At 39.9% G+C, this 26,561-nt stretch carries 16 protein-coding genes and 1 pseudogene; 12 read left to right on the forward strand and 5 right to left on the reverse strand.

All coding sequences use genetic code 11. From position 1 onward, the window contains the following. The first annotated feature begins 198 nt into the window (after positions 1-198). From BKM32_RS15415 to arsB, 6 genes are all read left to right on the forward strand, one after another. Positions 199-789, forward strand: coding sequence for a CDP-alcohol phosphatidyltransferase family protein (locus BKM32_RS15415; RefSeq protein ID WP_076664991.1), 591 nt, complete (start codon positions 199-201; stop codon positions 787-789). A 7-nt stretch (positions 790-796) separates the two neighbouring features. Next, entirely contained in the window at positions 797-2,014 is a 1,218-nt protein-coding gene (locus tag BKM32_RS15420) for a metallophosphoesterase (RefSeq protein ID WP_076664994.1), read from the forward strand. 83 nt (positions 2,015-2,097) lie between these two features. Then, a complete protein-coding gene (locus tag BKM32_RS15425; protein ID WP_053978545.1) occupies positions 2,098-2,427 on the forward strand; it encodes a helix-turn-helix transcriptional regulator in 330 nt (109 codons plus the stop codon). Between the two features lie 44 nt (positions 2,428-2,471). Continuing rightward, positions 2,472-2,936 carry a DUF6428 family protein gene (locus BKM32_RS15430; protein ID WP_076664997.1) on the forward strand — a complete coding sequence of 155 codons (465 nt, stop codon included), beginning with the start codon at positions 2,472-2,474 and terminating at the stop codon, positions 2,934-2,936. 14 nt (positions 2,937-2,950) lie between these two features. Continuing rightward, positions 2,951-3,571, forward strand: a complete 621-nt coding sequence (locus tag BKM32_RS15435) for a low molecular weight phosphatase family protein (RefSeq protein WP_076665049.1) — start codon at positions 2,951-2,953, stop codon at positions 3,569-3,571. Next, the gene (gene arsB / locus BKM32_RS15440; protein WP_076665000.1) at positions 3,571-4,617 is read left to right on the forward strand and encodes an ACR3 family arsenite efflux transporter; all 1,047 of its coding nucleotides are present in this window, start codon (positions 3,571-3,573) and stop codon (positions 4,615-4,617) included. The genes BKM32_RS15435 and arsB overlap by 1 nt, the downstream gene beginning before the upstream one ends. Before the next feature lie 77 nt (positions 4,618-4,694). Here arsB and BKM32_RS15445 read toward each other — a convergent pair whose 3' ends face one another. Continuing rightward, positions 4,695-5,450 (reverse strand): spondin domain-containing protein, encoded by a 756-nt coding sequence (locus BKM32_RS15445; RefSeq protein WP_123812144.1) that lies wholly within the window; start codon positions 5,448-5,450, stop codon positions 4,695-4,697. 219 nt (positions 5,451-5,669) lie between these two features. On the opposite strand from BKM32_RS15445, the gene BKM32_RS15450 reads away from it, so the two are divergent. The 3 genes from BKM32_RS15450 (at position 5,670) to BKM32_RS15460 (ending at position 10,443) form a co-directional block, all read left to right on the forward strand. Then, on the forward strand, positions 5,670-6,368 hold the full coding sequence (locus BKM32_RS15450; RefSeq protein WP_076665005.1) for a response regulator transcription factor: 699 nt from the start codon (positions 5,670-5,672) through the stop codon (positions 6,366-6,368). A gap of 4 nt (positions 6,369-6,372) precedes the next feature. After that, a complete protein-coding gene (locus tag BKM32_RS15455) occupies positions 6,373-7,848 on the forward strand; it encodes a HAMP domain-containing sensor histidine kinase (protein ID WP_076665008.1) in 1,476 nt (491 codons plus the stop codon). Between the two features lie 162 nt (positions 7,849-8,010). Continuing rightward, complete coding sequence (locus tag BKM32_RS15460) at positions 8,011-10,443, forward strand: glycoside hydrolase N-terminal domain-containing protein (protein ID WP_076665011.1); 2,433 nt, start codon at positions 8,011-8,013, stop codon at positions 10,441-10,443. A gap of 38 nt (positions 10,444-10,481) precedes the next feature. Here the strand turns inward: BKM32_RS15460 and BKM32_RS15465 are convergent, their stop codons facing one another. The 4 genes from BKM32_RS15465 to BKM32_RS15480 are packed head-to-tail and all read right to left on the reverse strand — an operon-like array spanning position 10,482 to position 13,935. After that, positions 10,482-10,871, reverse strand: a complete 390-nt coding sequence (locus BKM32_RS15465) for a YchJ family protein (RefSeq protein ID WP_076665014.1) — start codon at positions 10,869-10,871, stop codon at positions 10,482-10,484. A gap of 8 nt (positions 10,872-10,879) precedes the next feature. Further along, positions 10,880-11,239 (reverse strand): hypothetical protein, encoded by a 360-nt coding sequence (locus BKM32_RS15470; RefSeq protein ID WP_076665017.1) that lies wholly within the window; start codon positions 11,237-11,239, stop codon positions 10,880-10,882. Between the two features lie 29 nt (positions 11,240-11,268). Beyond that, entirely contained in the window at positions 11,269-11,493 is a 225-nt protein-coding gene (locus BKM32_RS15475; RefSeq protein ID WP_076665020.1) for a hypothetical protein, read from the reverse strand. A 39-nt stretch (positions 11,494-11,532) separates the two neighbouring features. Next, positions 11,533-13,935: a patatin-like phospholipase family protein gene (locus BKM32_RS15480; protein ID WP_253187469.1), complete on the reverse strand. Its 2,403-nt coding sequence runs from the start codon at positions 13,933-13,935 to the stop codon at positions 11,533-11,535. A 378-nt stretch (positions 13,936-14,313) separates the two neighbouring features. Here BKM32_RS15480 and BKM32_RS15485 point away from each other — a divergent pair, with 378 nt between their 5' ends. From BKM32_RS15485 to BKM32_RS15495, 3 genes and pseudogenes are all read left to right on the forward strand, one after another. Beyond that, a complete protein-coding gene (locus tag BKM32_RS15485) occupies positions 14,314-25,518 on the forward strand; it encodes a LamG-like jellyroll fold domain-containing protein (RefSeq protein WP_123812145.1) in 11,205 nt (3,734 codons plus the stop codon). A 247-nt stretch (positions 25,519-25,765) separates the two neighbouring features. Continuing rightward, complete coding sequence (locus BKM32_RS15490; protein WP_076665025.1) at positions 25,766-26,044, forward strand: hypothetical protein; 279 nt, start codon at positions 25,766-25,768, stop codon at positions 26,042-26,044. Then, a pseudogene (locus tag BKM32_RS15495) lies at positions 26,010-26,561 on the forward strand (hypothetical protein); the annotation flags it as partial. The gene BKM32_RS15490 and the pseudogene BKM32_RS15495, both read left to right, overlap by 35 nt.

The raw sequence follows: 26,561 nt of genomic DNA on the forward strand, positions 1-26,561 counted from the left end.
TAAAATGATATTTATCAATGTAAGGGAATTTATCTTCCAGTTTTCAATGCACAACATCCTAATAATCTGAGAAATATCATAGTAAAATTTGTTGTACAAACGTATCTTTATTCCTATCGTCCGTAATAAGGACATTTGCAATGCAACGTATTTCTTTTTAAATTAATCATACATAGCAGCAAAAGGTTTAAACACAACATGTTTACTTTTAAAAACTTTAATATCGCCGATTGGTTTTCTTTCTACCGAATCATCAGCTCCCCCTTGCTTTTAGCGCTGATCTGGTTTGATTTAAGATTGGTGTTTTCTTGGTTATTGCTTGTAAGCTACCTCACAGATGCCATTGACGGTCAATTGGCTCGAAAACTGAAAATAACCAGTCCAAGGGGTTCCCAGTTGGACTCAATTGGCGACCAACTTACCCTAATTGTTGGTTTATTAGGGCTACTGTATTTTGAAACCGATTTTATCAAAACCAACCTTACCCTAATTCTAATTGCATTTCTCCCCTTTATTCTCCAAATGTTCATAGCCTATTACAAATATGGCAAAGCCACATCATTTCATACCTATTTGGCAAAACTGTCTGCCGTGGTACAGAGTGTATTCATTCTCTGGTCCTTATTTTTTAGTCCAGTGTATGCGCTTTTTTACATCATGTTGATTATTGGCATCTTGGAAACTATAGAAGAAATCACCCTTATTTTTATGTACGACAATTGGGCCTCGGATGTTAAAGGAATTTATTGGGCCTTACGGGACAAACGGCGTTTAGAAAACAAACAATAGAAGGGTCATGAAAAGTTATTCATTGTTTTCAATATTACTTTTATGCCTCGCTTTATTGCTTGTTGATGCTTTGGCCTTTTACTGGCTACAATCCATTACAAGACTTTTTAATTCTTCCATTTTAAAAATTACAGTAAATGTTTTGTTTTGGTGTTTTTCAATTGGTTTGGTCGTGGGTATCATCATCTTAAAAGTCATTTTGGACGATATCAATCCTAGAAGAAAGCACCTGCTCATTTCTTCTTTGTACGGACTTACCGTGTCCTCCTTTATTCCCAAAATAGTCTTTGTAATTATTATCTCAATTCTCTTTTATGCCAATCAAGCATTTTCAGAAACCGAATCGGCAGTCATTATTCCAATTTTAGGGCTATTAGCTGGCTTGCTACCTTTTGCCGTAATTCTCTACGGAATTTTTAAAGCGGTTTACCGCTTTAAAATCATTCACCATAAATTACATTTCAAGAAGCTTCCTGAAGCTTTTCATGGATTAAAAATTGTTCAAATTTCCGATCTGCACATTGGCAGTTTCAACTATAAATATGATATCCTAGAAAAAGCGGTAAAACTCATCAATGACCTTCATCCCGATGTGATTGTTTTTACGGGTGACTTAGTCAATAACTATGCTTGGGAACTGATTGGATGGGATAAAGTGCTCAATAAACTAAAGGCCACCAAAGGGAAATATGCAGTGTTGGGCAATCACGACTACGGCGATTATTCCAAATGGGACAATGACAAGGACAAAGAAGAAAATTTTGAGGGCATACTGAATTTTTTCAAAAAAATTGACTTCACATTACTTATGGATGAGTCTGAAAATCTAGAAACCAACAACCAAAGAATTGCCATAATAGGCGTACAAAATTGGGGCACACCTCCTTTTAAACAATATGGCGATTTACAAAAGGCAATGAAAAACACAGAGCACATTCCTTTTAAAATCTTGTTGTCCCACAATCCCACACATTGGAGTGAAGAAGTATTGGACAATACCGATATTGCTTTAACCCTCTCCGGACATACCCACGGCATGCAATTCGGAGTCAATTACAAAAACAAAACTTGGAGTCCCATAAAATACAAGTACAAACATTGGGAAGGCCTGTACATGCACCATGAGCAGTTTTTATATGTCAACAAAGGTTTGGGCTGGCTGGGATTTCCTGGAAGATTAGGCATGCGCCCAGAAATTACTTGGTTTGAATTATATAGCAAATAACATTAAGTGATACATTTTAAGAAAAAAAATTTTGTTACCGTCTTACTTAATCGTAATATTGCAATAAAACAATTAAAGGACTTATGGGCATCACCAAAACCGAAATATTTACCGATTACCAAAACCAAATAGCCCTATTGGCAAAAGCGTTTGGTCACCCTGCAAGAGTGGCAATTCTAGAGCATTTGTTCAAAATTGATGCTTGTGCTTGTGGTGATTTGGTTGAAGAAATTGGCTTGGCGCAACCAACCATTTCACAACATTTAAAAGAACTCAAACAACTTGGTTTGATTAAGGGAAATATTGAAGGCACCAGTGTATGTTATTGCATTCACAAAGAAAATTGGACGGAGATGAAAACCCTTCTCTCTGAATTCCTCAACAAGGACATCCCAAAAACGGATTGTTGCTAAAATTCAAACATGTTTAATTGCAGCTTTGCTATAAACCTATAGATATGAAACTATCAGAAGTAAAAAAACATTTGGAACAGTTGGATACGCTAGCGTTCCAATTACCAAACGGAACCTTAGTTCCTGAACATTTCCACGTAACGGAAATAGGCAAAATCACGAAGCATTTTATCGATTGTGGTGGAACGGTGAGACAGGAAGAAGTCATCAACTTCCAGCTTTGGAATGCCAACGATTACAACCACAGATTGCATCCCGAAAAACTCATGCACATCATAGAACTTTCAGAAAAGACACTTGGGCTAAATGATTCCGAAATTGAAGTGGAATACCAAGGAGAGACCATTCAAAAATTTGGTTTGGATTTTGACGGCACTAACTTCCAACTTACCACAAAACAAACAGATTGTTTGGCAAAAGACAACTGTGGCATCCCAGCCCAAAAACCAAAAGTAAAACTATCAGACCTTCAAAACGCTTGTTGCACACCTAACAGCGGTTGTTGTTAAAGACCATTCAAAATATGTCATTATTTAAAAGTATAGAGGAGTTCATCTCTACCCTAGATGTGAATTCTATTTCGGAAGAACGCAAAGAAATCCTTCAGCCTCTTGTGGATTATATCCAACAAAAAATAGCACATAAAAACGATATCCGTATCAATTTTATTTGCACCCACAATTCAAGAAGAAGTCACTTATCGCAAGTTTGGGCACAAACCATGGCCTACCATTTTGGGATCAAACAAGTATTTTGTTATTCGGGAGGTACAGAAGCCACGGCCTTGTTTCCAATGGCTGCGCAAACCCTTCAGAACACAGGATTTGAAATTGCCAGATTATCCGAAGGCACCAATCCCGTTTACAGTATAAAATATGCTGAAAACGCCCACCCAATCATTGGTTTTTCAAAAAAAATGGATGATGAATTCAATCCAAAATCTGAATTTGCAGCCATTATGACCTGTGATTCAGCCAACGAAGCCTGCCCTATTGTTCCTGGTGCAGAACAACGCATTCCAATTATGTTCAAAGACCCAAAAGCCTTTGACAACACACCTCAACAGGCTGAAAAATACAGCGAACGCAGCACGCAAATCGCCACCGAACTCTTTTATGTATTCTCAAAAATCCAAACTAACTAATGGCTACAAAAAAATTAAGTTTTCTAGACCGTAATCTTACGCTATGGATTTTCGTTGCCATGGCACTTGGGATTGGCTTGGGGTATTTCATCCCTTCCTTTCCAGATTATATCAACTCTTTCAATCAAGGGACCACCAATATTCCCATTGCGATTGGATTGATTTTAATGATGTATCCTCCTTTGGCAAAAGTGAACTACGCCTTGTTGCCACAAGTGTTCAAAAACAAAAAAATCCTATCCATTTCATTAGTGCTCAACTGGATTATAGGTCCGATATTAATGTTCGTTTTGGCCATTATTTTCCTTAGGGATTACCCAGAATATATGGTGGGATTGATCCTGATTGGATTGGCACGTTGTATTGCCATGGTATTGGTTTGGAACGACCTTGCCGAAGGTAGTAGCGAATATGGTGCAGGATTGGTAGCACTCAACAGCATTTTCCAAGTCTTTGCCTATAGCTTTTATGCTTGGATTTTTATTACCATACTTCCTCCCTATTTTGGATTTGAAGGCGCTATAGTAGATATTTCCATTGGAACCATTGCGGAAAGTGTAGCTATTTATCTAGGAATTCCTTTCCTAATGGGAATTTTAAGCCGATTGATTTTAGTCAAACTAAAAGGTGAAGCATGGTATATGAATACTTTTATACCTAGAATCTCTCCAATGACACTTATTGCCTTGTTGTTTACCATTGTGATCATGTTCTCCCTAAAAGGGGAATTGATTGTTGAAATCCCAATGGATGTGCTCATCATTGCCATTCCGTTATTGATCTATTTCGGATTAATGTTCATCATTGGATTTTTCGTTACAAAATCTATGGGTGCCGAATATGACAAAACTGCCTCAGTAGCCTTTACCGCAGCGGGAAACAATTTTGAATTGGCCATAGCCGTTGCCATTGCCGTATTCGGATTGAATTCTGGACAGGCCTTTGCCGGCGTTATTGGTCCATTGGTTGAAGTACCTGCTCTGATTTTATTGGTAAAAGTGGCTTTTTGGTTGAAAGACAAATATTATGTGAAGGCCAAAGTCTAGTATATTTTCAGAAACCTATTAAAAGAAAAAATGCCCTGAATAAGGGCATTTTTTCTTTTCAACTAAACTTGCTTCCACTACTCCATAGGAGTTACCGTTACTTGAATAAAATCGGCAATTTCTGGATAGGTAAATCCGTCATCTACCATTCTCACGACACCATTTTCATCTTCTCCTGTATTCGGAGCCGATTGTCTAGGTGCCTGGTTAGGTCCAATCCCTGGTTCTTCATTTACTTCGGTTCCCGCATCCCAAAGCGACAAATACATGCTCACATCCCCACTAATGGGCATTTTGTTATCATCAAACAAAGCAATCCCCATAGCCTCTGGTGCAATAAAAATATCATTGGACTGGGCATACATCGTTACAAAGTTCAAATAATCATTGTGTTTGGCAGTTACATAAAATTCATAAGAATTTCCAGGTGTAATCGGACTCGGCATATCAGCTCCCACAGGGGTATTAAACACCCCAAAAGATCGTAAATCCGGGTTGGCCGCATTGCTTAAACTTTCATGTAACATACTTGGGTTACCATCCTCGGCAATGCCCTCTACACCTTCACCATAATCAGCTTCCCAAGCCATGAATAAAGGCATGGTATTCTTCTTTTGAACCACAAACACCCCAGGAGAAAGCACCGTTGGATAGGTTGTTTCGGCACCAATGTTCGCAATGGTTACCTTAAAAGTGGTAAACGCATTGTTTTCATTAGCCTTTCTAGCGGCTTCTTCAGAAGTCCCTGCCTCACTAGCAATCGCTTCTGTGTCATTTGTACAGGCCGTAAACATTGAGGCCATAAACGCGATCATACATAATACTGTTCTCATAATAATTGATTTTAATTGTTGACTACACAAACCTACTCGCCAAGTATCACAATCCTATAACAAGGTTGTAAAGGATGTGTCACATTTTTATACAGCGCTTCTTTAAATTCACCTTTATCCACCAAGCACTTCAGCTTGTTTCACCTTTTTTAGAATGTGATACAATTGTGATACTTTTTCGAAAATTCTTCGCTAACTTGCTTGAAAAGAATCCAATTCATGACCAATATATTAGTGATCGAAGACGATAGGCACATTGCCGAATTGATAGCTATCAACCTAGAGGACGATCAAACCAAAGTACGTTGTTGTTACCATGGCAGTGAAGGTTATATTGAAGCTACGCAAACCGATTACGATTTGATTATTCTGGATTTAATGCTGCCTGGAAAAAAAGGCATGGACATTTGTAGGGATTTAAGGGCGAGTAAAATTCACACGCCCATTATGATGTTGACCAGCAAAAGTGATGAAATTGACAAAATTTTAGGTTTGGAAACTGGCGCAGACGATTACATTACCAAACCGTTTAGTGTGAGGGAAGTTCAAGCCCGCGTGAAAGCAATTTTAAGACGTTCCACATTTGATAATCACGAGAATGAAGGCCAAAAATTGCCAGATATCAAGATTAAAAACCTAATGATTAACCAGGAACTTCGAAAAGTAGAATTCAACAACGAACGTTTGAGCCTTACCCCAAAGGAATATGAACTGCTCTCGCTTTTGGCCAATCACCCTGGAAAAACCTTTAGCCGTGCCAAACTACTGCACCGCATTTGGGGCTATGAATTTGAAGGCTATGAACATACCGTCAACTCGCACATCAACAGGTTAAGGGCAAAATTGGAAAAGGATCCCAGTCAACCAGAATTCATCCTGACCACTTGGGGCGTTGGGTACAGATTTACTGAAGATTAAAATCATGAAAACAAGTAACACCTTATTTTACAAAATTGCTGCAGTTTTAACCCTCCTTTTTTTGGGTTTGGCCTTTTTGATAAGTAATTCCTCTGTAAAGCTTTCGGAAGATTATCATGATGAAATCACCCAAGGACTCAATAAGGATGTATCCAAATACATTGTTAAAGAGGTGCAAGGCTTATTCGATGGCGACTCAGTAGTAGAATCAAAAATGGGCGATTTAATGCACCACGTGATGGCCACCAACCCCGCTACGGAGGTCTATCTTTTGGATTTGCGGGGAAACATCCTCAAACATGTAGCCATGAACAAAGAGGTGAAAGCAACCTCAATAGATTTGGATCCCGTAAAGGAATTTATTTCCAAAGACGGTCAAATCTATATTAAAGGTGATGACCCTAAAACCATCGGAGGCAAAAAGATATTTTCTGCTGCACCCTATACTCACGAAGGACAAACCGTTGGTTACATTTACACCATTGTTGGGGGTAACGATTATGATGCACTCATCAAAGAACACGAAGCCAGTTACATTCGTAAGCTCAGTGTCCGTAATATGTTGTACGCCCTTTTAGCTGCCTTGGTCATTTCTTTATTGACCATTTATTTGCTTACGCGGAATTTCAACAAGATCACCTCAACGTTTCGGGAATTTAAAGCCGGAAATCACGATGCGCGGGTTAAAGGTGTCAAGCAAGGTGAAATGGGGCTTTTGGCCAATACTTTTAACGATATGGCCGATACTATTGCCTCCAATATTGAAGAACTTCAAAGCGTAGATAACCTTAGAAAAGAACTGATTGCCAATATTTCCCACGACCTTAGAACGCCTATTGCATCCATCAGAGGATTTGTGGAAACCCTAATGATTAAAGGCAATGAACTGACTGAAGCGCAAAAGGAGCGCTATATGGAAATTGTGCTCAAAAATTCTGATAAGCTCAAAAAATTGGTCGACGATTTGTTTGAACTGAGCAAATTGGAAGCGGAACAACGAACGCCAGATTATGAACCCGTACAAATGGCAGAAATCATTCAGGATATTGCCGACAAATACCGCATCATAGCACAGAAAAAGGGCGTTAGCATCAATACAGTATATTCTAAGGATTTGCCTTTGGTGTATGCCGATATCGCCTTAATTGACAGAGCGCTTCAAAATATTATTGACAATGCTATCAACCATTGCGAACAAGGTGATGTGGTGACTTTAGAATTGACTAGAAATGAAGACGAACTCAAAGTAAGCATTTCCGATACTGGAAGTGGTATTTCTAATGAAGAATTGCCCCATATTTTTGAACGTTACAGAAAAGGGAAATTCCTAACCGATTCCAAAAAAGGAAGCGGGCTTGGTCTAGCCATTGTAAAACGCATTATGGATTTACATCAAGTTTCCATTCATGTTAAAAGCGTACTTAATCAAGGTACAGAGTTTTTCTTTAGCCTTCCTATTAAAAGGCTATCAACGGTGTAAATCAAATTTGAAAAGCAGTCTTCCATTTCTCAGAAAAACCACCTGTACTAGGTTTAGAACCCTTCTAAAAATCCAGTAATATCAAGGGAATTGGTTATCTTTACATTTTATTAAGGTCATTTAGACCTTAACCCTTAAAAATTTTAGAAGACACCATTCCATATGACATCTAAATTATATCTAATCGCCTTTTTAGGCTTAGCCATAAGCTTCACTTCCTGTGAACAACAAACTGCAGAACCACAAACTTCCAACATGAAATTATGGTACAAGGAACCCGCCAAGGCTTCGGTAACCGACGATCCAAATGGATGGAGCGACGATGCAGAATGGCTTAAAGGTCTACCTATGGGAAATGGTGCTTTTGGAGCTGTTGTGTTTGGCGATGTGCACAAGGAACGTATTCAGTTGAACGAAGAAAGTATGTGGTCTGGAAGTGAAAACGACAATAACAATCCAGACGCTTTTCCGGCCCTTGGGAAAATCCGAGAGCTTTTATACGAAGGCAAATACAAAGAGGCCACAGAACTCACCAATGCCACCCAAATCTGTAAGGGTGTGGGGTCGGGATATGGTAGCGGTGCCAATGTTCCTTTTGGCTGCTTCCAAACCTTGGGTGATTTGTGGATTGATTTTGAAAACAAACAACCTTACGAAAATTACCAAAGAGAATTGGATCTTGAAGATGCGGTTTCCAGAATTCAATATACCCAAGATGGTGTCAACTATAAACGAGAAGTTTTTATGAGTCACCCAGACCAATTGATGGTCATCAAATTAACAGCAGACCAACCAGGAAAGCTGTCCTTCAGTACTAGCATGAGTAGACCTGAACACTCTCAAATCCACACTGAAAATGATCAATTGATCATGGAAGGTACTATAACGGACGGTAAAGAAGGTGAAGGACTTAACTATATCGTGCGCCTTTCTGCAGTCAATAAAAGTGGAGACCTTAGTTTTACAGATAACGAACTTGTCGTTAAAAATGCTGATGAAGTTACTTTATTGTTAACCGCTTCTACAGACTATGTGTTGGACTATCCAAAATACAAAGGACGCCCTTATAAAGACCTTACCCGAACCCACCTTCAAAAAGGAAAGCAAACGTCTTATAAAAATCTTTTAAAAAGGCATATAACAGATTACCAACAATACTACAAAAGAGTCGATTTAAGTTTAACTTCCAACCTAAACGATACCATTCCAACAGATGTAAGGCTTCAAAACTTTAAAACCTCAACAACCGATTTACATTTAGTAGAATTGTTGTTTCAATACGGGCGCTACTTATTGATTTCGTCCTCTAGACCAGGAACCCTTCCTGCCAATTTACAAGGCATTTGGGCCAATAAAGTTCAAACCCCTTGGAATGGCGATTACCACACCGATGTAAATGTGCAAATGAATTATTGGCCAGCCGAAACTACCAACTTAGGTGAAATGCACTTACCTCTTTTCGACTTAACAAAAACATTGCAAACTCCGGGATCAGAAACTGCCAAAGTTCATTATAATTCTGATGGTTGGGTAGTACATCCAATCACCAATGTTTGGGGGTACACCTCTCCAGGGGAAGGTGCTAGCTGGGGAATGCATGTTACTGGCGGTGCTTGGTTGACCTCACATATCATGGAGCATTATTACTTCACCTTGGACAAGGCCTTTTTGGAAGACACCTACCCTATTTTAAAAGCTTCTACCCAATTTTATATGGATTGGTTGGTTGAAGACAAACTTACAGGCGACTTAGTATCTGGGCCATCGGTATCTCCTGAGAACACCTTTATTGCTCCAGACGGCAGCAAGTGTCAGATTTCTATGGGACCGTCTCACGACCAGCAGGTGATTTGGCAACTTTTCAAAAACTTTATAGATGCTTCAAATGCTTTGGAAATAAACGATGACTTTGTACAACAGGTAACAGCTGCCCAAGAACGTTTGGCAAAACCTAAAATTGGGGTAGATGGCCGATTGATGGAATGGAACGAAGCTTTTGAGGAAGTAGAACCAGGACACCGACATATCTCCCACTTATTTGGTTTGCATCCAGGTTATCAAATAGATGTTGAAGAAACTCCTGAATTGGCTGCTGCAGCGAAGAAATCATTAGATTTCAGAATTGCCAATGGTGGTGGCCATACAGGTTGGAGCGCCGCTTGGCTGATTAATCAATATGCTAGATTGGGAGAAGCTGAAAATGCCCTTCACGGATTGGAAATGGTATTGCAAAAAAGTACCAATCCTAACCTATTCACTTCGCACCCTCCGTTTCAAATAGATGCCAATTTTGGAACCACAGCTGGTATTGCTGAAATGTTGTTGCAAAGTCAATCTGGAAGCATTCGTTTGTTACCTGCCCTACCAAAATCTTGGGCCAATGGAAGCTACAAAGGACTTTGTGCTCGTGGTGGCTTTGTAGTAGATGTCACTTGGAAAGAAGGTATTCCCGTTGATGTAAAAGTATTTTCTAAAGAAGGAGGTGAATGTACCTTGGAATTTAAAGAACAGAAAATCACTTTTGACACCGAAAAAGAAAAAGAATATTTTCCTCTAAAAGAACAGAACCCTTTTGGTGCTATTTCTAAGGAATAGCACCTCTACGGTTTTATAATTCCTATTTCTTAAAAGGTTTATTCCACAGCATCCAGATATACCCAATGTCCTTGTTCTTTACAGAATCCGGAATTTTCATGGATGACTTGTATGTTGCCATCTTCCATAAAAAAGGCTTTAAATTCTACAGTTCCTGTATCGTCAGAAGCGGTTCCTTTAGTAGTGTTCAGGACTTCCAATTTTATCCAATCTACGGACTTTGCCCATAGCTGAATTTCTTTCTTTTCCCGCTTTGAAGGCCGTTTACTGCTATGGTGGCTTTTCTGCAAATAATCGATATCAGCCAGAACAAAAGCACTGAACCTGGAACGCATTAAAGCTTCGGCAGTAGTCACCGACAGAATGTTATCATGCGCCTTTTGGCAGCATTCACTATATAATTTGGAAGGGTTGCACGGACATTGCATATCAATGATTAATTAACGAGTTCTTTTTTATCTTTAATTCTAAAGCAATGTTCTTCCCCCAAATACAAGGGGTTTCCATGCTTTTCAGACCAAAATCCATCCAAAACATCGGCAGAAATACAGCGATAGACAGCAACGCCTTTATAGGTATTTCCGTCTTCACCTTTGTACTTAAAGTTAAGCACCAAGATTTGATCCTTGAAAAACCCAGTACCCGTTTGCACCTGTTCTCCATTAATCAACCAATTGGCCACTATTCTATTGTTGGCATCCAATTCCAAAGTCAAAACGCCTTTATAGGAATGTTCGATATCATCCTGATTCTTTCCCAATAGGCTAAAATTGCCCACAATATCCTCAACCGTCATCAAAATGTATTCTGTTTTATCTTTAGAGACTAATCTTCCCAACCGCAAAGTGTTCTTTTTAATTCCTTAGCTTCTGCCAAGGATACTTTGTAAATATCCGTAGAGCAGTTGGACAGGCCTCGACAAGATTTATTGTAATGATATTTTTTACTGTAATTGCCTTTGCAAATATACACATTAGTCTCTGCAATGTTAAAGGAACTCAACAGGCATACTGCAACACCTAAAAGAGCCGTGTTCTTTAATAATTTCATGGTTGGTTTGAGGATTTTAAAGTGAAAATAGCTTAAGAATTAATCCGGAATGTTTAACAATAAGCCCGCACTAAAAAAGAGCTGCAGACTACTTAGGTTGTTCATATAGGACATATCGAAATGAACAGGCCCCAAAAATGAGGCATATGAAAGAGTAAGACCTGTTGAAAACATAATTCCGGGATCATCGGAATTAATCCATTTGTCTTGCTCCTTAAAGGCATGCTTCATATAATCCTTAAAGCTTCCAAATCCCACATAGGCCCAATTGGCATAAGGTGTAACATAAACCTTTCTGACCGGGCTCCATTGACATCCCAAATTAAATTTGGTGAATTGCGTTACCACTAATTCAGCATGATCAATCCCTTGGAATTTATAGGTGTCCCGCCTAGGTTTATCCAAGTTGCCTCCTAAAAAGAATTTTCCGGAATGTCCATGATCCAAAAAAGAAATGTCATCATCATCGGGAGCGTCCAAAAACATATAGCCTGCATCAGCTCCAACAATCACCGAGGTACTTGAGCTTAAGGGAATGCGCCTTTCATATTCAAAACTAACCTTGGTAAATCCATCGGTACTTCCTTGGGCGTCATATTCAAATTGCTCCACATACGACACATTTACATCATGTACCAACGACCTCCCAATTCTTGTAACTATTCTAGTCCCCCGTTTTGGAAAAAAGACCTGATGGAAACTGTTATAGGAAAAGTGGGCGCTCAATTCGAAATTATTAAAACTGTAGCGTCTTATATCGTAAGCATTGTTGTTGATTTCCGGATCTGTTTTGGGCTTAATTTTGGAATATTCATAGCTTAAATCCAACCCGATATAACTTTTAAATGGATTCAAATTTCTATTGAATTGGGTGTTGACCCTATTGTATTTATTTATCAATTCATCCCCTCTTACACCATTTCCATAATAATGCTGATTGATACGCTCTCCAAAAATTTCTGTACGTGACCACCAGTTTTTAAGTTTCCCAAAATTGGTTTGATACTGCACCCGAAATCTTGGTTGTTCTGCAATATCCAATCCTATCAACACTCGTGAAGCATTCCCCAAAATGTTTCGTCCCGTGTAATTGGCAATGAGTCCTACTCCATGATTGGTATCATAATGTAAGGCGCCACTAAGTTGGTGCTGACTCTTTTCTGAAACCACTAAATTTAAAATTGTAGCACCTTGCTTATCCTCCAAATAATAATTGATTTGAAAGAAAAGTTCCGTCCCCATGGCTCTATCTATCGCCTGAACGATTTCTTGGGTCGTGTAGCTTTTATTGGCCTCCAATAGTGTTCTGGCCTTAACCAAATTTAAATTAGGTTCACTTATATTTTGGTAAACAATCCTGTCTATATGAATAGTATCCGTAACCTTTGGCAATTTATGTTCCCGCTGCGGAAATTGTTTTAAACTATCCGCCAAAGTGACCAAAGCAGATACACTGAGATCCCTTGCCACCTTTCCTTCTTCATAAATAATTCCACTCTTCTCGAAATCTTGAGTGGAATAGCTCAAATTTTGGGTGTGGTCTAACAAAATATCGCATTGCGCCCTACTGTCTTCATTTTTAAGATTACTCGTGAGCATGGAGGTTTGAAATAAAATAGTAGCCATATTGTTGAGTTTTTCCATAGGCTGTAAACCTCCCCCAACATCACTACCAATGACAATATCTGCCCCCATTTCTTTGGCGACATCTACTGGAAAATTGTCCACAACCCCTCCATCAACCAAAAGCGTTCCCTTATAAGGCACAGGTGCAAACACACTTGGAATGGACATACTTGCCCTAACAGCTACCCCCAACTGCCCATCTTTCAGAACGACCTTTTGACCGTTAACCAAATCGGTAGCAATGGCTCGAAAGGGAATTGTCAGTTCATCAAAATTCTCAATATTGTAAACCGGGTGCATTAACAGACTAAAAAACTCCCTAAGGTTTTGATCCCTTAAAATAGAAGGTTTTATTTGAGGTTTGCCATCAACTACATCCAAACTCAACAAATACCGTTGGAATTCACTCTTTTCTTCCACCCCAACATCTTTAAGCGAAACAGTGCCTCCCAACAAATCATTCCACTTGGCTGTTTGAGCCAATTTTGCAATACTATCTCCAGAATATCCTATGGCATAAAGACCTCCTACCACACTACCCATACTGGTACCGACAATTAAATCTGGTACAATCCCCAAACTATCCAAAGTTTGTATTAATGGGATATGGGCAATCCCTTTAGCTCCGCCACCACTAAGTACCAAGGCCACCTTAGGTTTTTCTTGTTGAGAAGTTTCTTCTTGAGGACGTTTGTCTTGAGCCATCAAATTTGCAGGCACGACCAACAGCATAAAAAAGAAGATTCCTAAAAGGGATTTTTTATACATTTTCACTTTTGAAAACAAGATAGTTTTTGAAAAGTTACCGGCCTTCATTTGATTGTGTGTTTTCGTACAACAAGAAACAACATTTACAGATAAATTTCAGTTAAAATTAGAGATTATTTAGATTCCATTCCCCTCCAAACCAACCACAATCAAATATCTAAAAATCAGTATATTACAGATTAAACTTACGAAACTAATATAAAATTCCTACCCTAAAAAACACACAAAGTCGAAAGGTGTTGTTTGTCGATTTTATTTCATAACCTACTGGTTTTAAAATACTTTTAAGTTATTCCTAATACAAGTAACAGCTTGATTAATAGCCATTGTTTCTACGATAACCAAAAGATTTTTTGAGATTGATTTTTGGTTGTTGTGGTATTGTTTGCCCCAGGTTTTCATAACCCTATTAACAACAATGTAACTATGAAATACCATTACCCAAGCGTTATCCAACTGGCTGTGCTGTTATTAATTTCAAATCTCAGCTTCCCTAAAACCAATTTTTTAGATCGATACATTAGTCTTAATGATGTTTCTATAATTTTTAATAACAATGAAATACCGACTGAAAAGCTTGTTGAAGTTTCAAATACCCTAGCATTAAATATAGATAATTGCCCAAGTAATATAACAGTAGATAGTTCTTCTGATGGTAGCGGTGATTGTGGAGCTGTCGTTACCTTTACCTTGCCTACAACAGATCTTATTGATGGATCCATGTCGAAAACTGATACTACAGGGCTATCAAGTGGAAGTTTCTTTCCTGTTGGCACCACTACATTAGAATACTCTGAATTGGATGACACAGATACACCAACAGGACAATTTTGTACTTTTACTGTAACTGTAAATGATAATGAATTTCCCACAGCTTCCAACCCTGCCGATATAAATGTAGAGTGCCTTGGTGATGTCCCTGCTCTAGATCCATCGGTGGTCTTGGACGAAGCTGACAGCTGCGGAACACCAACCGTCGCTTTCGTTAGCCAGACCGCAGATCCGGCGGTGAACAACGGTACCATCATCAGGACCTACAGAGTCTATGACGGCAACGGACAGTATATAGACGTCACACAGAACATCAACATCAACGATATAACACCGCCCACAGCTTCCAACCCTGCTGACATAAATATAGAGTGCCTTGGTGATGTCCCTGCTCCAGATCCATCGGTGGTCTTGGACGAAGCAGACAACTGCGGAGCACCAACAGTAACTTTTGTCAGCCAGACGGCCGATCCTCCGGTGAACGACGGTACCATCATCAGGACCTACAACGTAGACGACGGCAACGGACAGTCCATAAACGTTACACAAAACATCAACATCAACGATATAACACCGCCTACAGCTTCCAACCCCGCCCCCGTTGACGTTCAGTGCCCTGCAAATGTGCCGGCTGTGGACATTTCGGTGGTAACAGATGAGGCAGACAATTGTACCGGCCCCATTACTGTGGCCCTCCTCTCCGATGTATCTGACGGCAACTCGAATCCAGAGATCATCACCAGAACCTATTCGGTTACAGACCTGGCCGGAAACTCCATAAACGTTGTACAGAACATTACTGTTAATGATACAACAGCCCCTGACGTACAATGCCAAAACACAAGTATTGCCCTAGATCCTTCAACTGGGAATGTTTCTATCTCACCAAGTGATATTGATTTTGGCTCTGATGACAATTGTGGAATTGTAAGTTGGGATTTGAGCGTTACTTCATTTGATTGCTCCAATATAGGAGACAATATAGTCACCTTAACTGTAGAGGATGCAGCTGGTAATAGCAGTTCCTGTAGTGCGACAGTAACTGTTACAGACAACAGTACTATAGCCTCCGTTGCCATTGCAAGTACTACAGGAACAACACTTTGCTCTAATGAGGATATTACCTTCAATGCCACTCCCTACAATGCTGGCAATGGTGTGGAATATACTTGGCACACAAATACCGGATCCGGATTTACAGTAGTTTCTGGGCCATCACCAGACTCGCTATTAACACTAAACAATCCCGTAGCAGATGGTACCCAAGTAAAAGTTGAGATTACTTCCGATAGTTTTGCCTGCCCTGTGGAAAGTAACACTATTGCACTTACCGTAAACACTACTGTTACTCCTTCTGTAGTTATCCAAGCTACCGACAATACCATTTGTGAGGGGGAATCGGTTACTTTTTCAACTATTCCAGCATCCACATTAAATATGGGGTCAAATCCCAGTTTTTCATGGCAACGCAATTCATCTGAAGTAGCAACAACTTCCACCTATACTGCTAGTGATTTAAATGATGGTGACGTAATCCAATTGGTCATGACCCCTGATCCTAGTGTGCAATGTCCAGACCCTGCCACAGCCATAAGTAACAGTATTTCAATGACGGTTAATGCCCCTCCAACAATTGGTATTAATGCTTCTGAAACTCAAATATGTCTTGGAGATCAGGTTACCCTGTCGGGAACTGGAGCTCAATCCTATTCTTGGGATCAAGGGGTAACGGACGGCGTTGCCTTTACACCCACAGCCACGCAAACCTATACAGTTACAGGAACCGATACAAATGGCTGCCAAAATACTGCTTCCATTGAAATAATGGTCAATCCTTTGCCAACCGTCACTATTACACCTAGCAATACCACAATCTGTTCTGGAGACCTCGTAACGCTCAATGCCAGTGGAGCTACCTCCTATTCTTGGAGCTCTGGTGTGACGGCCTCTGGAGTAAACAATGAACAAGGAGAAGTTTCTCCCACAACCACGCAAACCTATACAGTTACTGGAACAGATGCCAATGGCTGCCAAAATACTGCTACCGTAACTATTACGGTAAATCCATTACCTACACTTAGTACAATAGACGCATCCGTTTGTGGAGAAGGGCAGTCTTCTGTCGATTTAAATTCATTGGTTACTACCACTGGTACAACAATTACTTTTCATAGCTCTCAATCAGACGCTGATGATGACTTAAATCCAATTGGAGCGCTTGTTAGCCCAACCAGCCCAGAAACTTATTATGTTAGAAGTGAACTAGCCTCAGGTTGTTATGTAACCGACATAATAGGCATTTCAATAAACCCATTACCCGCTCTAACAACTTCCGATGGATCGGTCTGTGCCTCTGGGCAATCTAGTATAGACCTCAATAGTCTAGTAGACAATAATGGTGGTGGAACGCTTTCTTTTTATGAAAATGAAACTGATGCTGAGAATGGTACTTCAGCCATATCTACAACAGTATCTCCTACCACTTTAACAACTTACTGGGTTAGAAGTGAACTAGGAACTGGATGTTATATTACTGCTAGTATTCAAATTTCTATTGACGACCTGCCAACTGTAAATGCTGGCACAGATCAAGATATTTGTTTAGGAACTTCCTTTGATTTGAGTACAATTGCTTCCGGTTCTTTGGACACTACCCTCACTTATCACGAAACGCAATCTGAAGCCGATAATGGTGCTAACTCAATTTCTCCAAATGTCACCCCAAGCAGCACCACAACTTACTTTGTAAGAGGTGAAAATTCATCCACGGGCTGTTATAATACAGACTCAATCACGATTACAATCATTCCCGATGCTACAATTGCATTAAGTTCAGGAAATGCCAATCAGGAAGTTTGTTTTAACGAGGCCATATCACAAATCACATTCAATTTAGGAGGCGGTGCAACTGGTGCTACTATTAGTGGTTTGCCAGCTGGATTTTCGGGTGCTTACAATTCTGGGACTAATACCTACACTATTGATGGTTCAACAACTACATCTGGAACTTATAACTATACATTAAACACAACCGGCTGCGGTACGGCAAGTTCAAGTGGTACCATTACTGTTTTTCCCGGGCCACCTGAAACACCAACAGAAATTATTGGAGTTACGGGAATTTGCCCCCCTGCTACAGAAACATACAGCATCAGCATTTCAGACCCTTCGAATGTCACTAATATCAATTGGGTTGTTCCTACTGGATTCACAATCACTTCAGGCCAAGGTACAGAGGAAATTACTGTTACAGCGGGTTCAACAGCATCTACAGGAAACATTAATGCAACCCTCACAAACCCATGTGGCAGTTCAACAGTTAGCCTACCTATTTCCGTAGACACTTTTGCCTATGTAAATGCTGGCACTGATCAATATATATGTTCAAATGAAACTTCTGTTGAACTGCAAGGGGCTATTGGAGGAGTTGTAAATCATAAAAATCACTTTGACTGGTCAGCATCTGTAAACGGAGGTAGTTTTAGTTACCCAAATGGAAGTATTAATGGACAATTAAATCCAACTTACAACCTGCCCAACAATACAAATCCGGGAGACATCATTACAATTACAATTTATACCACTGGTAATATTACAAATAATACTTGCGCAAATGGAGGAACTGTAATCGATACAATGCAAATCTTTATTTTGGAAGATCCAACCGCTACTGCAAGTATTACCGGAGCAAATCCTGTTTGTGAAGGTAATAGTTCTGAAATTACCTTTTCAGCTACAGCCTCCCCCAATAAAGAGCTTCTTCTAACCTATAATATTAATGGAGGTACTGATGAAACCATCAATCTAACCACCGATGGCTCTGGAAATGCTTCTTTTGTATTGGGCACAGGAGCCTTGACAGCAGATACCACGTACAATTTACTGAGCATTGCGTATGCGGAAACCCCCACTTGTCCACAAACACTTCCTGATTCACTAACCATAGCTGTAGATCTTGATGCTACCATTAGCTCTCCTACAAATAACAATCAAACCATATGTTTGGGAGATGCTTTGGACGACATAGAATTTACTATTGGAGGCACCATTACCAATGTTTCACTTAGTGGAAACTTGCCAATAGGAATAGACTACGATGACAGCAATCCTTCATTGTTTACAATCTCAGGAACTGCTAATGAAGCTGGAACCTTTAGCTACACAGTTGAAGCCACAGGTCCCTGCGAACTGGCTTCAGAATCAGGTACCATTACAGTCCTTAACACGCCTTCAGCTTCCATAGCTATTTCAGGAGACTCCCCGATTTGTGAAGATACTAGTTCCGAAATCACTATTTCGGCCACTGCCTTTCCAAATAGCGATATTGTGGTTACGTACAATATCAATGGAGTTACTCCCCAAACTTTTAACGCAACAACCGATGGTTCTGGAGATGCCTCCTTTATTGTTAATACAGGTAACTTGACAGCAGATACCACCTATAATTTGGATAGTATTGCCTATGTTGATTCACCAAACTGTGAAGAAACGCTCTCAGGTTCAGCAACCATAATCGTTACTCCTGATGCAACCATCACTACACCTTCAAACATTGACCAAACTATATGTTTAGGAGCACCATTAGACCCAATAGTATTTGATGTTACGGGAGATCTTACAAATGTTGACGCTACCGGAATTCCTGCTGGATTAAGCTTAGTTTATAACAATGTTGATTCAACCTTTACTATTTCAGGAACCCCAAGCGATGCCGGCGATTTCGAATATACGGTACAGACCATTGGAAATTGTGTTCAAGCCAATACACTTGGAAGTATTACCGTTCTTGACACGCCTTCTGCTTCCATAAGTATTTCAGGTGACTCCCCGATTTGTGAGAATACCAGTTCCGAAATCACAATTTCGGCCACGGCCTTTCCTAACAGTGATATTACAATAACGTATGATATCAATAGTGGAGGCGATCAAACTTTAAGCTCGACAACAGATGATTCTGGGAATGCTTCTTTCACAATAGACACCGGGAATCTAACAACCGATACAGCTTATAATTTGCTAAGTATTGCCTACGTTGCATCTCCATCATGTGAAGAAACACTTTCTGGCACTGCAACCATAACAGTTACACCTGATGCAACTATCAATACCCCTTCCAATATAGACCAAACCATATGTTTGGGAGATGCATTAGATCCTATAGAATTTACTGTTTCAGGTGACATTACGAATGTTACTGCAAGCGGTCTTCCTTCCGGAGCAACTCAAAATTTTGATGGAACTTCAACATCTACAATTTCGGGCACACCAAGTGTATCGGGAGATTTCAACTATACCGTAAACACACAGGGTAGTTGCGAACCAGCCTCCATATCAGGAATTATTACCGTTAAAGAACCTCCGGTTATTACGACGCAACCTCAGAATTTAGGAGTATGTGCTAGTGAAGCAGCGAGTTTCACAGTAATTGGAGCCGGTGATGATCTCACCTTCCAATGGTATAGCGGCACAGCTCCAGGAGGCACTCCTATCACTCCAAATTCCAATATTAGTATCACTGCCAATATAACATCCAGCACTTTAAGTTTTGGACAAGTAAGCACTAGCAATGCAGGATCTTATTACGTGATTGTTAGTGGTGACGGTAGTTGTACGCCTGCAACCTCAAATGCTTTCAGCTTAAATGTGAACCAGGAAATCACTATTACCAGTGAATCTACAGATCTAGAAATTTGTGAAGGTATCGATGCTATTTTTAGCGTGGATGCTGAAGGAACTATTACAAGCTATGAATGGTACCAAGTGGGAAGTCCTGACATAGTCCTGAGTGATGGTGGAAACATATCAGGTGCAGACACCCCCGAATTAACCATTTCAAATTCAACACCTTCAGATTCAGGAAGCTATTATGTTGTAATTTCAGGACCTGGTGGGACTTGCCCAAGTATTTCGTCTTCAATTGCAAGTTTGTCCGTGGTTCCTGAACCAATGCCCAACATAAGCTATGGAACTCCATTTTGTTCCACAGATACTACGTCACAATCTGTAACGCTAACCGATTCAAACCCGAATTACGATGGCTCCTATACCGGTTCCTTTAGTTACACGGTAGATTTGGGAGGGCCAAATCTTACTTTAGACACCAATACAGGTGATATCAATCCTGATTTAAGTGATTCTGGAACATATACAATAACTTATACCACCAGTAGTGAAACCTGTACTAATGTACCTCCTGCTACTACTGCCATCACCATTATTGAGCGTCCCACGGCAGATATTTCATATGAGAACAGTAATTATTGCAAAACGGACAGCACAACTTATTCTCCTAGCTTTGAAAATACAGCAGGAGTTTGGGACAATGGCAGTTTCTCCTATGTTGCAACCGTTGGTGGACCTAATCTAGTTATTGATGAAAATGGAACTATAACTCCTTCCGACAGCAATATTGGAACCTATACAGTCACCTATACCATCGATGCCGATGTGTGTCCTGCATATGCCTCATCATTTGAAGTAACCATAGACCCGCTACCTGTGGCAACTTTCTCCTATAATGATAACGAGTATTGCCTCTCTCAACCAACAAATCCCACTCCTATATTCAGTGGGGGCGGTGTTGTAGGAACCTTCTCGTATAGCCCTATTGGTCTTTCCATAAACCCCTCCACCGGCATAATAGATTTAGAAGCAAGTGGCGCTGGAATCTATACAATTACGAATACTATTGCTGCTTCGGATGGATGTGAAGAGGTATCTCATTCTTTTACTCTTACATTGTATGAAGAAGCCTCTGGAGGAACTTTAACAGGAACGGCTATTGGGCCTAATGGAGAAGTAAATGATGTTTCAACCGTATTAATCTGTCAATCCTCTGGAGGCACTCTAAACCTTTCTAGCCAAACAGGTTCTATTGTTGGCTGGGAGTATTCAAATAATGGAGGACTTGACTGGTATCCTATACTTGAGGAAGGAAATCTTATCACTTCAAGTTCTTATAACTTTTCAGAAATTATAGACACTACCATTTACCGTGTAATCATTGAAAACGGACCCTGCGGTCAAGTATACTCTACTACCGCGGTAGTAAGTGTGGTTCCAAACGACTTAAAACCGAATCCGGTTACAGTATCGGCCTATACACTTTGTTTAGGGGACCCTTCTACTTTAAGTGCAGAAAGCAGTATTGCAAATGGTCAATTCATTACAAAAGGTAATTTCAACACAGGGCAACTTAACACTCAAGACCCTGATGGCTTTTTGGTTGATGGTAACCCAGGTGGGTGGACCGCTTCGGGAGATGACATAAAACTTCCTACCAATTGGTCAGGTACTAATGATCACCCATTCCCTGTAATTGGTCATTTGGATTCAGGTGAACTTAAATTCGGTATTGTTGGTGGCCCTGTGACTTCAACCTTGGAAACCCCTATTTTTAACACTTTTGGTTTAGAAGATGCTATTTTTGAATTCATACAAGCCTATAATATCTACGCAGGAGATCAAATATTAGTAGAACTATCTTTAGATGGTGGAGCAAACTATACTGAAGTCCTACAAAACATTAGTGGGCCTGCCAGTTCGGGTAACTACAACCCCTTTAATGTTAATGAAGTTGCATTTGATCTAGAGGAATACAACGGTTTGCCTAACTTAAGGATAAAATTCACCTATACAGGAACAAGTACAAATGGTCTTTGGGCCATAGATGGATTAACATTTCCATCCCCTCCAATTGAAGATGTTTTGATTTGGTCTGCTGTCCCAGGAACTGTAATATCCTACGAAAACAGTGTAACTGTCATTCCTCCAACCCCTGGTGTTCACACTTATGCAGTAACATCCTATTTAGTGGATTCATGCGGATACGAAGTAACATCAGACAACTCTGAATTTGTAGACTTGATAGTTTATGATACCGATACGGCCAATGCTGGTCCGGATATCACAATTAGTCAGGCCGAGTGTGGTTTAAATACGGTAACCCTTGCAGCTGAACAGTTGACAGGTGTAACCCCTATACCCGATCCTGACAATCTGGAAGAAACAATAAATTTGGTTTCAACTGGAGAATGGTCGGTAACCTCTGGCCAAGACCCAAGCACATATAGCTTTGCCGACCCTTCTGCGTACAACACCACATTTACCGGGGATGAAGAAGGTCCCTATACCCTAACATGGACAGTTACCCCTGCCGAAGGGTCTCCTTGTTCCCCTTCTTCAGATACTATGATAGTTACATTGACGAATTGCAGTACCTTGGATTTTGATGGTGTTGATGACAATGTAACCTTTAGAAATTATTATGATTTTAGTGGGCCATTTAGTATTGAATTATGGCTAAAATCAGAAGCCTTTAACAGCTCAGTACAAACCATTATTTCTAAACGTGATGCCACCAATATGGTTCACGGTTATGATTTAAGACTTGTAAACAACATGCTTTCCTTTAATTGGAACAGTGGAGGTTCACTGACAGCCTCAGATCCTATTGGAACCGACCGATGGTATCATTTAGCCGTTACCTTTAATGGAACTACATATAATTTATACGTAGACGGGATTTTGGTTGGGGCAGCTACTGGCTCCACACCAATCAATAATAATTTTGAATGCATTTTGGGAGCCATGGACCAGGCTGCCTCTGGAGGAACTCCCAACCCTGTAAATTATTTTACAGGTTGGATGGACGAATTGCGTATTTGGAACACCGCACTTACCGTTGAACAGATTAGGTTTATGATGAACCAAGAGGTTGAAAACATCGGTGGCAATATAAGAGGTTCTGTTGTCCCAATTGACGCTCCTGGATTAACATGGGCAAACTTTATTGGCTATTACCAAATGAATCAAACGGTAGATATTGTTGGTGGATATATAATACCAAACGCGGGAACCCAAGATGGACGAATGCGAAACATCACTACTTGGCAAGAAGAAAATGCCCCTTTGCCTTATACATCAGATAACAATGGTAATTGGATGGACACATCTGCCAGCTCTCCTTGGCTTTGGGGTCACAGTGTTTGGGACTATCCAAACTCTAAGGGTATTAATGGTGATCCCATAGATTGGAACATAGTTATTACTTCCCATGATATAGTTTACAACCCTGATGATGTAGAATTACAGTTACTTGGATTATTGGTGAATAGTAATGAATTAACCATAACCGACAGTAATGTAACACAAGACGAAAATAATCCAGGAAATGGTCTTATTATTTCACATTATTTGAAACTTGATGGTGTCATAGATTTAATTGGGGAATCTCAGCTTGTACAAAAGCGTTATACTCCTTCTCAATTAAGTGAAAGTATTTTAGATCCCAATAGTAGTGGATTCATGGAAAGGGATCAACAAGGAACTTACAACCTATATAACTATAATTATTGGAGTTCCCCTGTAAGTCCTATAAATTCTGGATTAAATTCCGATTATTCTGTAGGAGAAGTACTCTTAGACGGGACTGATTCTGCAAACCCCAAGACCATTACATGGACTAGTGAGCGTGATGCCTCTCCAACCTCTCCTATAACCATGAGTAGTCGTTGGATCTATAAGTTCAATGGAGCTGCAAACACTTATTCCATATGGTCTCGGGTGGGTAATACTGGAAATATAGAAACTGGCATAGGATACACAATGAAGGGAAGTGGAACCAGCAATGGATACCAGAACTATGTCTTTAAGGGAATTCCCCATAATGGACTAATTGAAAACCCTTTGGCTGCAAATGATGAAATCTTTTTGGGAAACCCCTACCCTTCGGCTATGGATGTTGAGGAATTTATAAAAGACAATATCCCTGGACCGAATGCAAACCCCGGCAGCTCAAATGCTATCGACGGAACATTACAATTCTGGATTCACTATAACACAAATGACTCTCATAACCTTGAAGAATACGAAGGTGGGTTTGCTCTATACAATTTATTGGATGAAGGTGTGCCTCCCATATCTTCTCAATATGTCACTACTGATGGTTTTTGGATTAGTGGGTTGGGTAGTTCTGACTTAAAACCAGGACTATTTATTCCTGTTGGACAGGGATTTGTATCAACTGCAGTTGAAGAAGGCATGGGGGGAAACGTTAAATTTGAAAATGACCAGAGATTTTTTAAAAGAGAAGCTAACCCTAACGAATCTATTTTCTTAAGGCAGGCCAATAGTCAAGAACAACAAAGCCAAAATTCATCTTCACTCCCAAAAAAAATATTGCTTGGGGCCAAAACACCAGAAGGAAGTTTAAGAACCTTATTACTAGGGTTTGTTACGGACGCAATTGTTACCGATGGGTACGATTACGGATACGATGCCCGAAACCGAGATTCATATCCATCAGACATTTCTTGGTCAATCAATGAGGAGCCTTTTGTTATTCAAGGTGTAGGTGAATTTGATTCCTCCAAACAATACCCTTTTATTGTTAAAATTGCAACTGCAGGAACAATTGAAATCTCTCTCATGGAATTGAAAAACTTCCAAGAAGATATTGATGTATATATCTACGACTCACTTTTAGGCACATATTCTCAAATCAATAATATTAGTTTTCAAACCATTCTAAACGAAGGAGAATATATAGATAGGTTTTATATTACCTTCCAAGACAGTAATGCCTTGTCTTTGGAAGAACTTAACAAAGAGAAAATTATGATTAATTATTTTAATAGTACTCATGACATTTATATCAAAACTTCTGAAAACATAAAAGTCAAACAAGTTTATTTAATAAATACCATTGGCCAAACGGTTAAAGCATGGAATATGACCAATACTCCCAAAATGAGTAATGAGCTACGAATTCCTGTAAGTAAAATTTCAGAAGGTAGCTACCTCGTTAAACTAGTCACAGAACAAGGCTCTTACAATAAAAAACTGATTATCAATTATTAAAACTCTTACAAATTAATATCTCATTTACACTTCATCGGTGATTTTCGCAATTCACCTAAACCCCTATTCACGTCATTATGAACATCTTAACACTCATAGAGATATAACTGCACTTTATCGAATATTTTTCACCTGTAGAATGTAGGCATAGTATGTTTGTACCTCCCTCATTGAATGTTTAACAACGTAAAACCCGTAAAACCAACATTTAAACCTGTGCGGGTCCGTCCGAAACAATTTAGTGAATATGAAACAAGTCTACACCTACTATGTTCAATTGGCCATCCTAATTTTTGTCAATTTCTCTTACGCTAAAACGAATCAATTAGACCAGTACATCAGTTTAAATACTGTTTCCATTGTGATGGATACTGAAGTTATTGTTCAAACTGATCAAACATTGACTAGCTATACAGCTGATTGTATTGATGATAGTATACCACCTACCGCCGTTACTCAGGACATTACCGTTTATCTGGATGCTTCCGGGAATGCTTCCATTGCCCCTGAGGACAAATATTGGTGAAAATATCGTAACCCTCACCATCAATGACGGCAACGGAAACTCCTCTACAGCTACAGCTGTCGTGACGGTTGGCGACAATTTAGCGCCTGTGACAGCTTCTGTCCTAGCACCTCTGACCGTGGACTGCAATGGAACGCTTTCCGTTCCAACCGCTCTTGACAACTGTGCCGGGACTGTGATTGGGACTGCTTCCGCACCCCTATCCTTTGTTGAGGGAGGCTCTACAACCATTACATGGACTTTTGAAGACGATTACGGAAACAAAAGCTACGCAACCCAGGTCTATAACTATGACGACAATACAGCGCCTGTTGCCGCTACCGAAGATATAACTGTTTATCTGGATGCTTCCGGGAATGCTTCCATTGCCCCTGAGGATGTGGAAAACGGATCCACCGACGACTGTGGAACTATCAACCTTGTGAGCGTTGCCCCTAACTCTTTTTACTGCGCAAATATTGGTGAAAATATCGTAACACTCACCATCAATGACGGCAACGGAAACTCCTCTACAGCT

Source organism: Mangrovimonas sp. DI 80, assembly GCF_001975575.1.
Lineage (GTDB): Bacteria > Bacteroidota > Bacteroidia > Flavobacteriales > Flavobacteriaceae > Mangrovimonas_A > Mangrovimonas_A xylaniphaga.

Excerpts from the sequence above, each read along its gene's own strand:
- BKM32_RS15415 (WP_076664991.1), top strand. The coding sequence starts at position 199 with ATGTTTACTTTTAAAAACTTTAATATCGCCGATTGGTTTTCTTTCTAC.
- BKM32_RS15420 (WP_076664994.1), top strand. The coding sequence starts at position 797 with ATGAAAAGTTATTCATTGTTTTCAATATTACTTTTATGCCTCGCTTTA.
- BKM32_RS15425 (WP_053978545.1), top strand. The coding sequence starts at position 2,098 with ATGGGCATCACCAAAACCGAAATATTTACCGATTACCAAAACCAAATA.
- BKM32_RS15430 (WP_076664997.1), top strand. The coding sequence starts at position 2,472 with ATGAAACTATCAGAAGTAAAAAAACATTTGGAACAGTTGGATACGCTA.
- BKM32_RS15435 (WP_076665049.1), top strand. The coding sequence starts at position 2,951 with ATGTCATTATTTAAAAGTATAGAGGAGTTCATCTCTACCCTAGATGTG.
- arsB (WP_076665000.1), top strand. The coding sequence starts at position 3,571 with ATGGCTACAAAAAAATTAAGTTTTCTAGACCGTAATCTTACGCTATGG.
- BKM32_RS15445 (WP_123812144.1), bottom strand. The coding sequence starts at position 5,450 with ATGAGAACAGTATTATGTATGATCGCGTTTATGGCCTCAATGTTTACG.
- BKM32_RS15450 (WP_076665005.1), top strand. The coding sequence starts at position 5,670 with ATGACCAATATATTAGTGATCGAAGACGATAGGCACATTGCCGAATTG.
- BKM32_RS15455 (WP_076665008.1), top strand. The coding sequence starts at position 6,373 with ATGAAAACAAGTAACACCTTATTTTACAAAATTGCTGCAGTTTTAACC.
- BKM32_RS15460 (WP_076665011.1), top strand. The coding sequence starts at position 8,011 with ATGACATCTAAATTATATCTAATCGCCTTTTTAGGCTTAGCCATAAGC.
- BKM32_RS15465 (WP_076665014.1), bottom strand. The coding sequence starts at position 10,871 with ATGCAATGTCCGTGCAACCCTTCCAAATTATATAGTGAATGCTGCCAA.
- BKM32_RS15470 (WP_076665017.1), bottom strand. The coding sequence starts at position 11,239 with ATGACGGTTGAGGATATTGTGGGCAATTTTAGCCTATTGGGAAAGAAT.
- BKM32_RS15475 (WP_076665020.1), bottom strand. The coding sequence starts at position 11,493 with ATGAAATTATTAAAGAACACGGCTCTTTTAGGTGTTGCAGTATGCCTG.
- BKM32_RS15480 (WP_253187469.1), bottom strand. The coding sequence starts at position 13,935 with ATGAAGGCCGGTAACTTTTCAAAAACTATCTTGTTTTCAAAAGTGAAA.
- BKM32_RS15485 (WP_123812145.1), top strand. The coding sequence starts at position 14,314 with ATGAAATACCATTACCCAAGCGTTATCCAACTGGCTGTGCTGTTATTA.
- BKM32_RS15490 (WP_076665025.1), top strand. The coding sequence starts at position 25,766 with ATGAAACAAGTCTACACCTACTATGTTCAATTGGCCATCCTAATTTTT.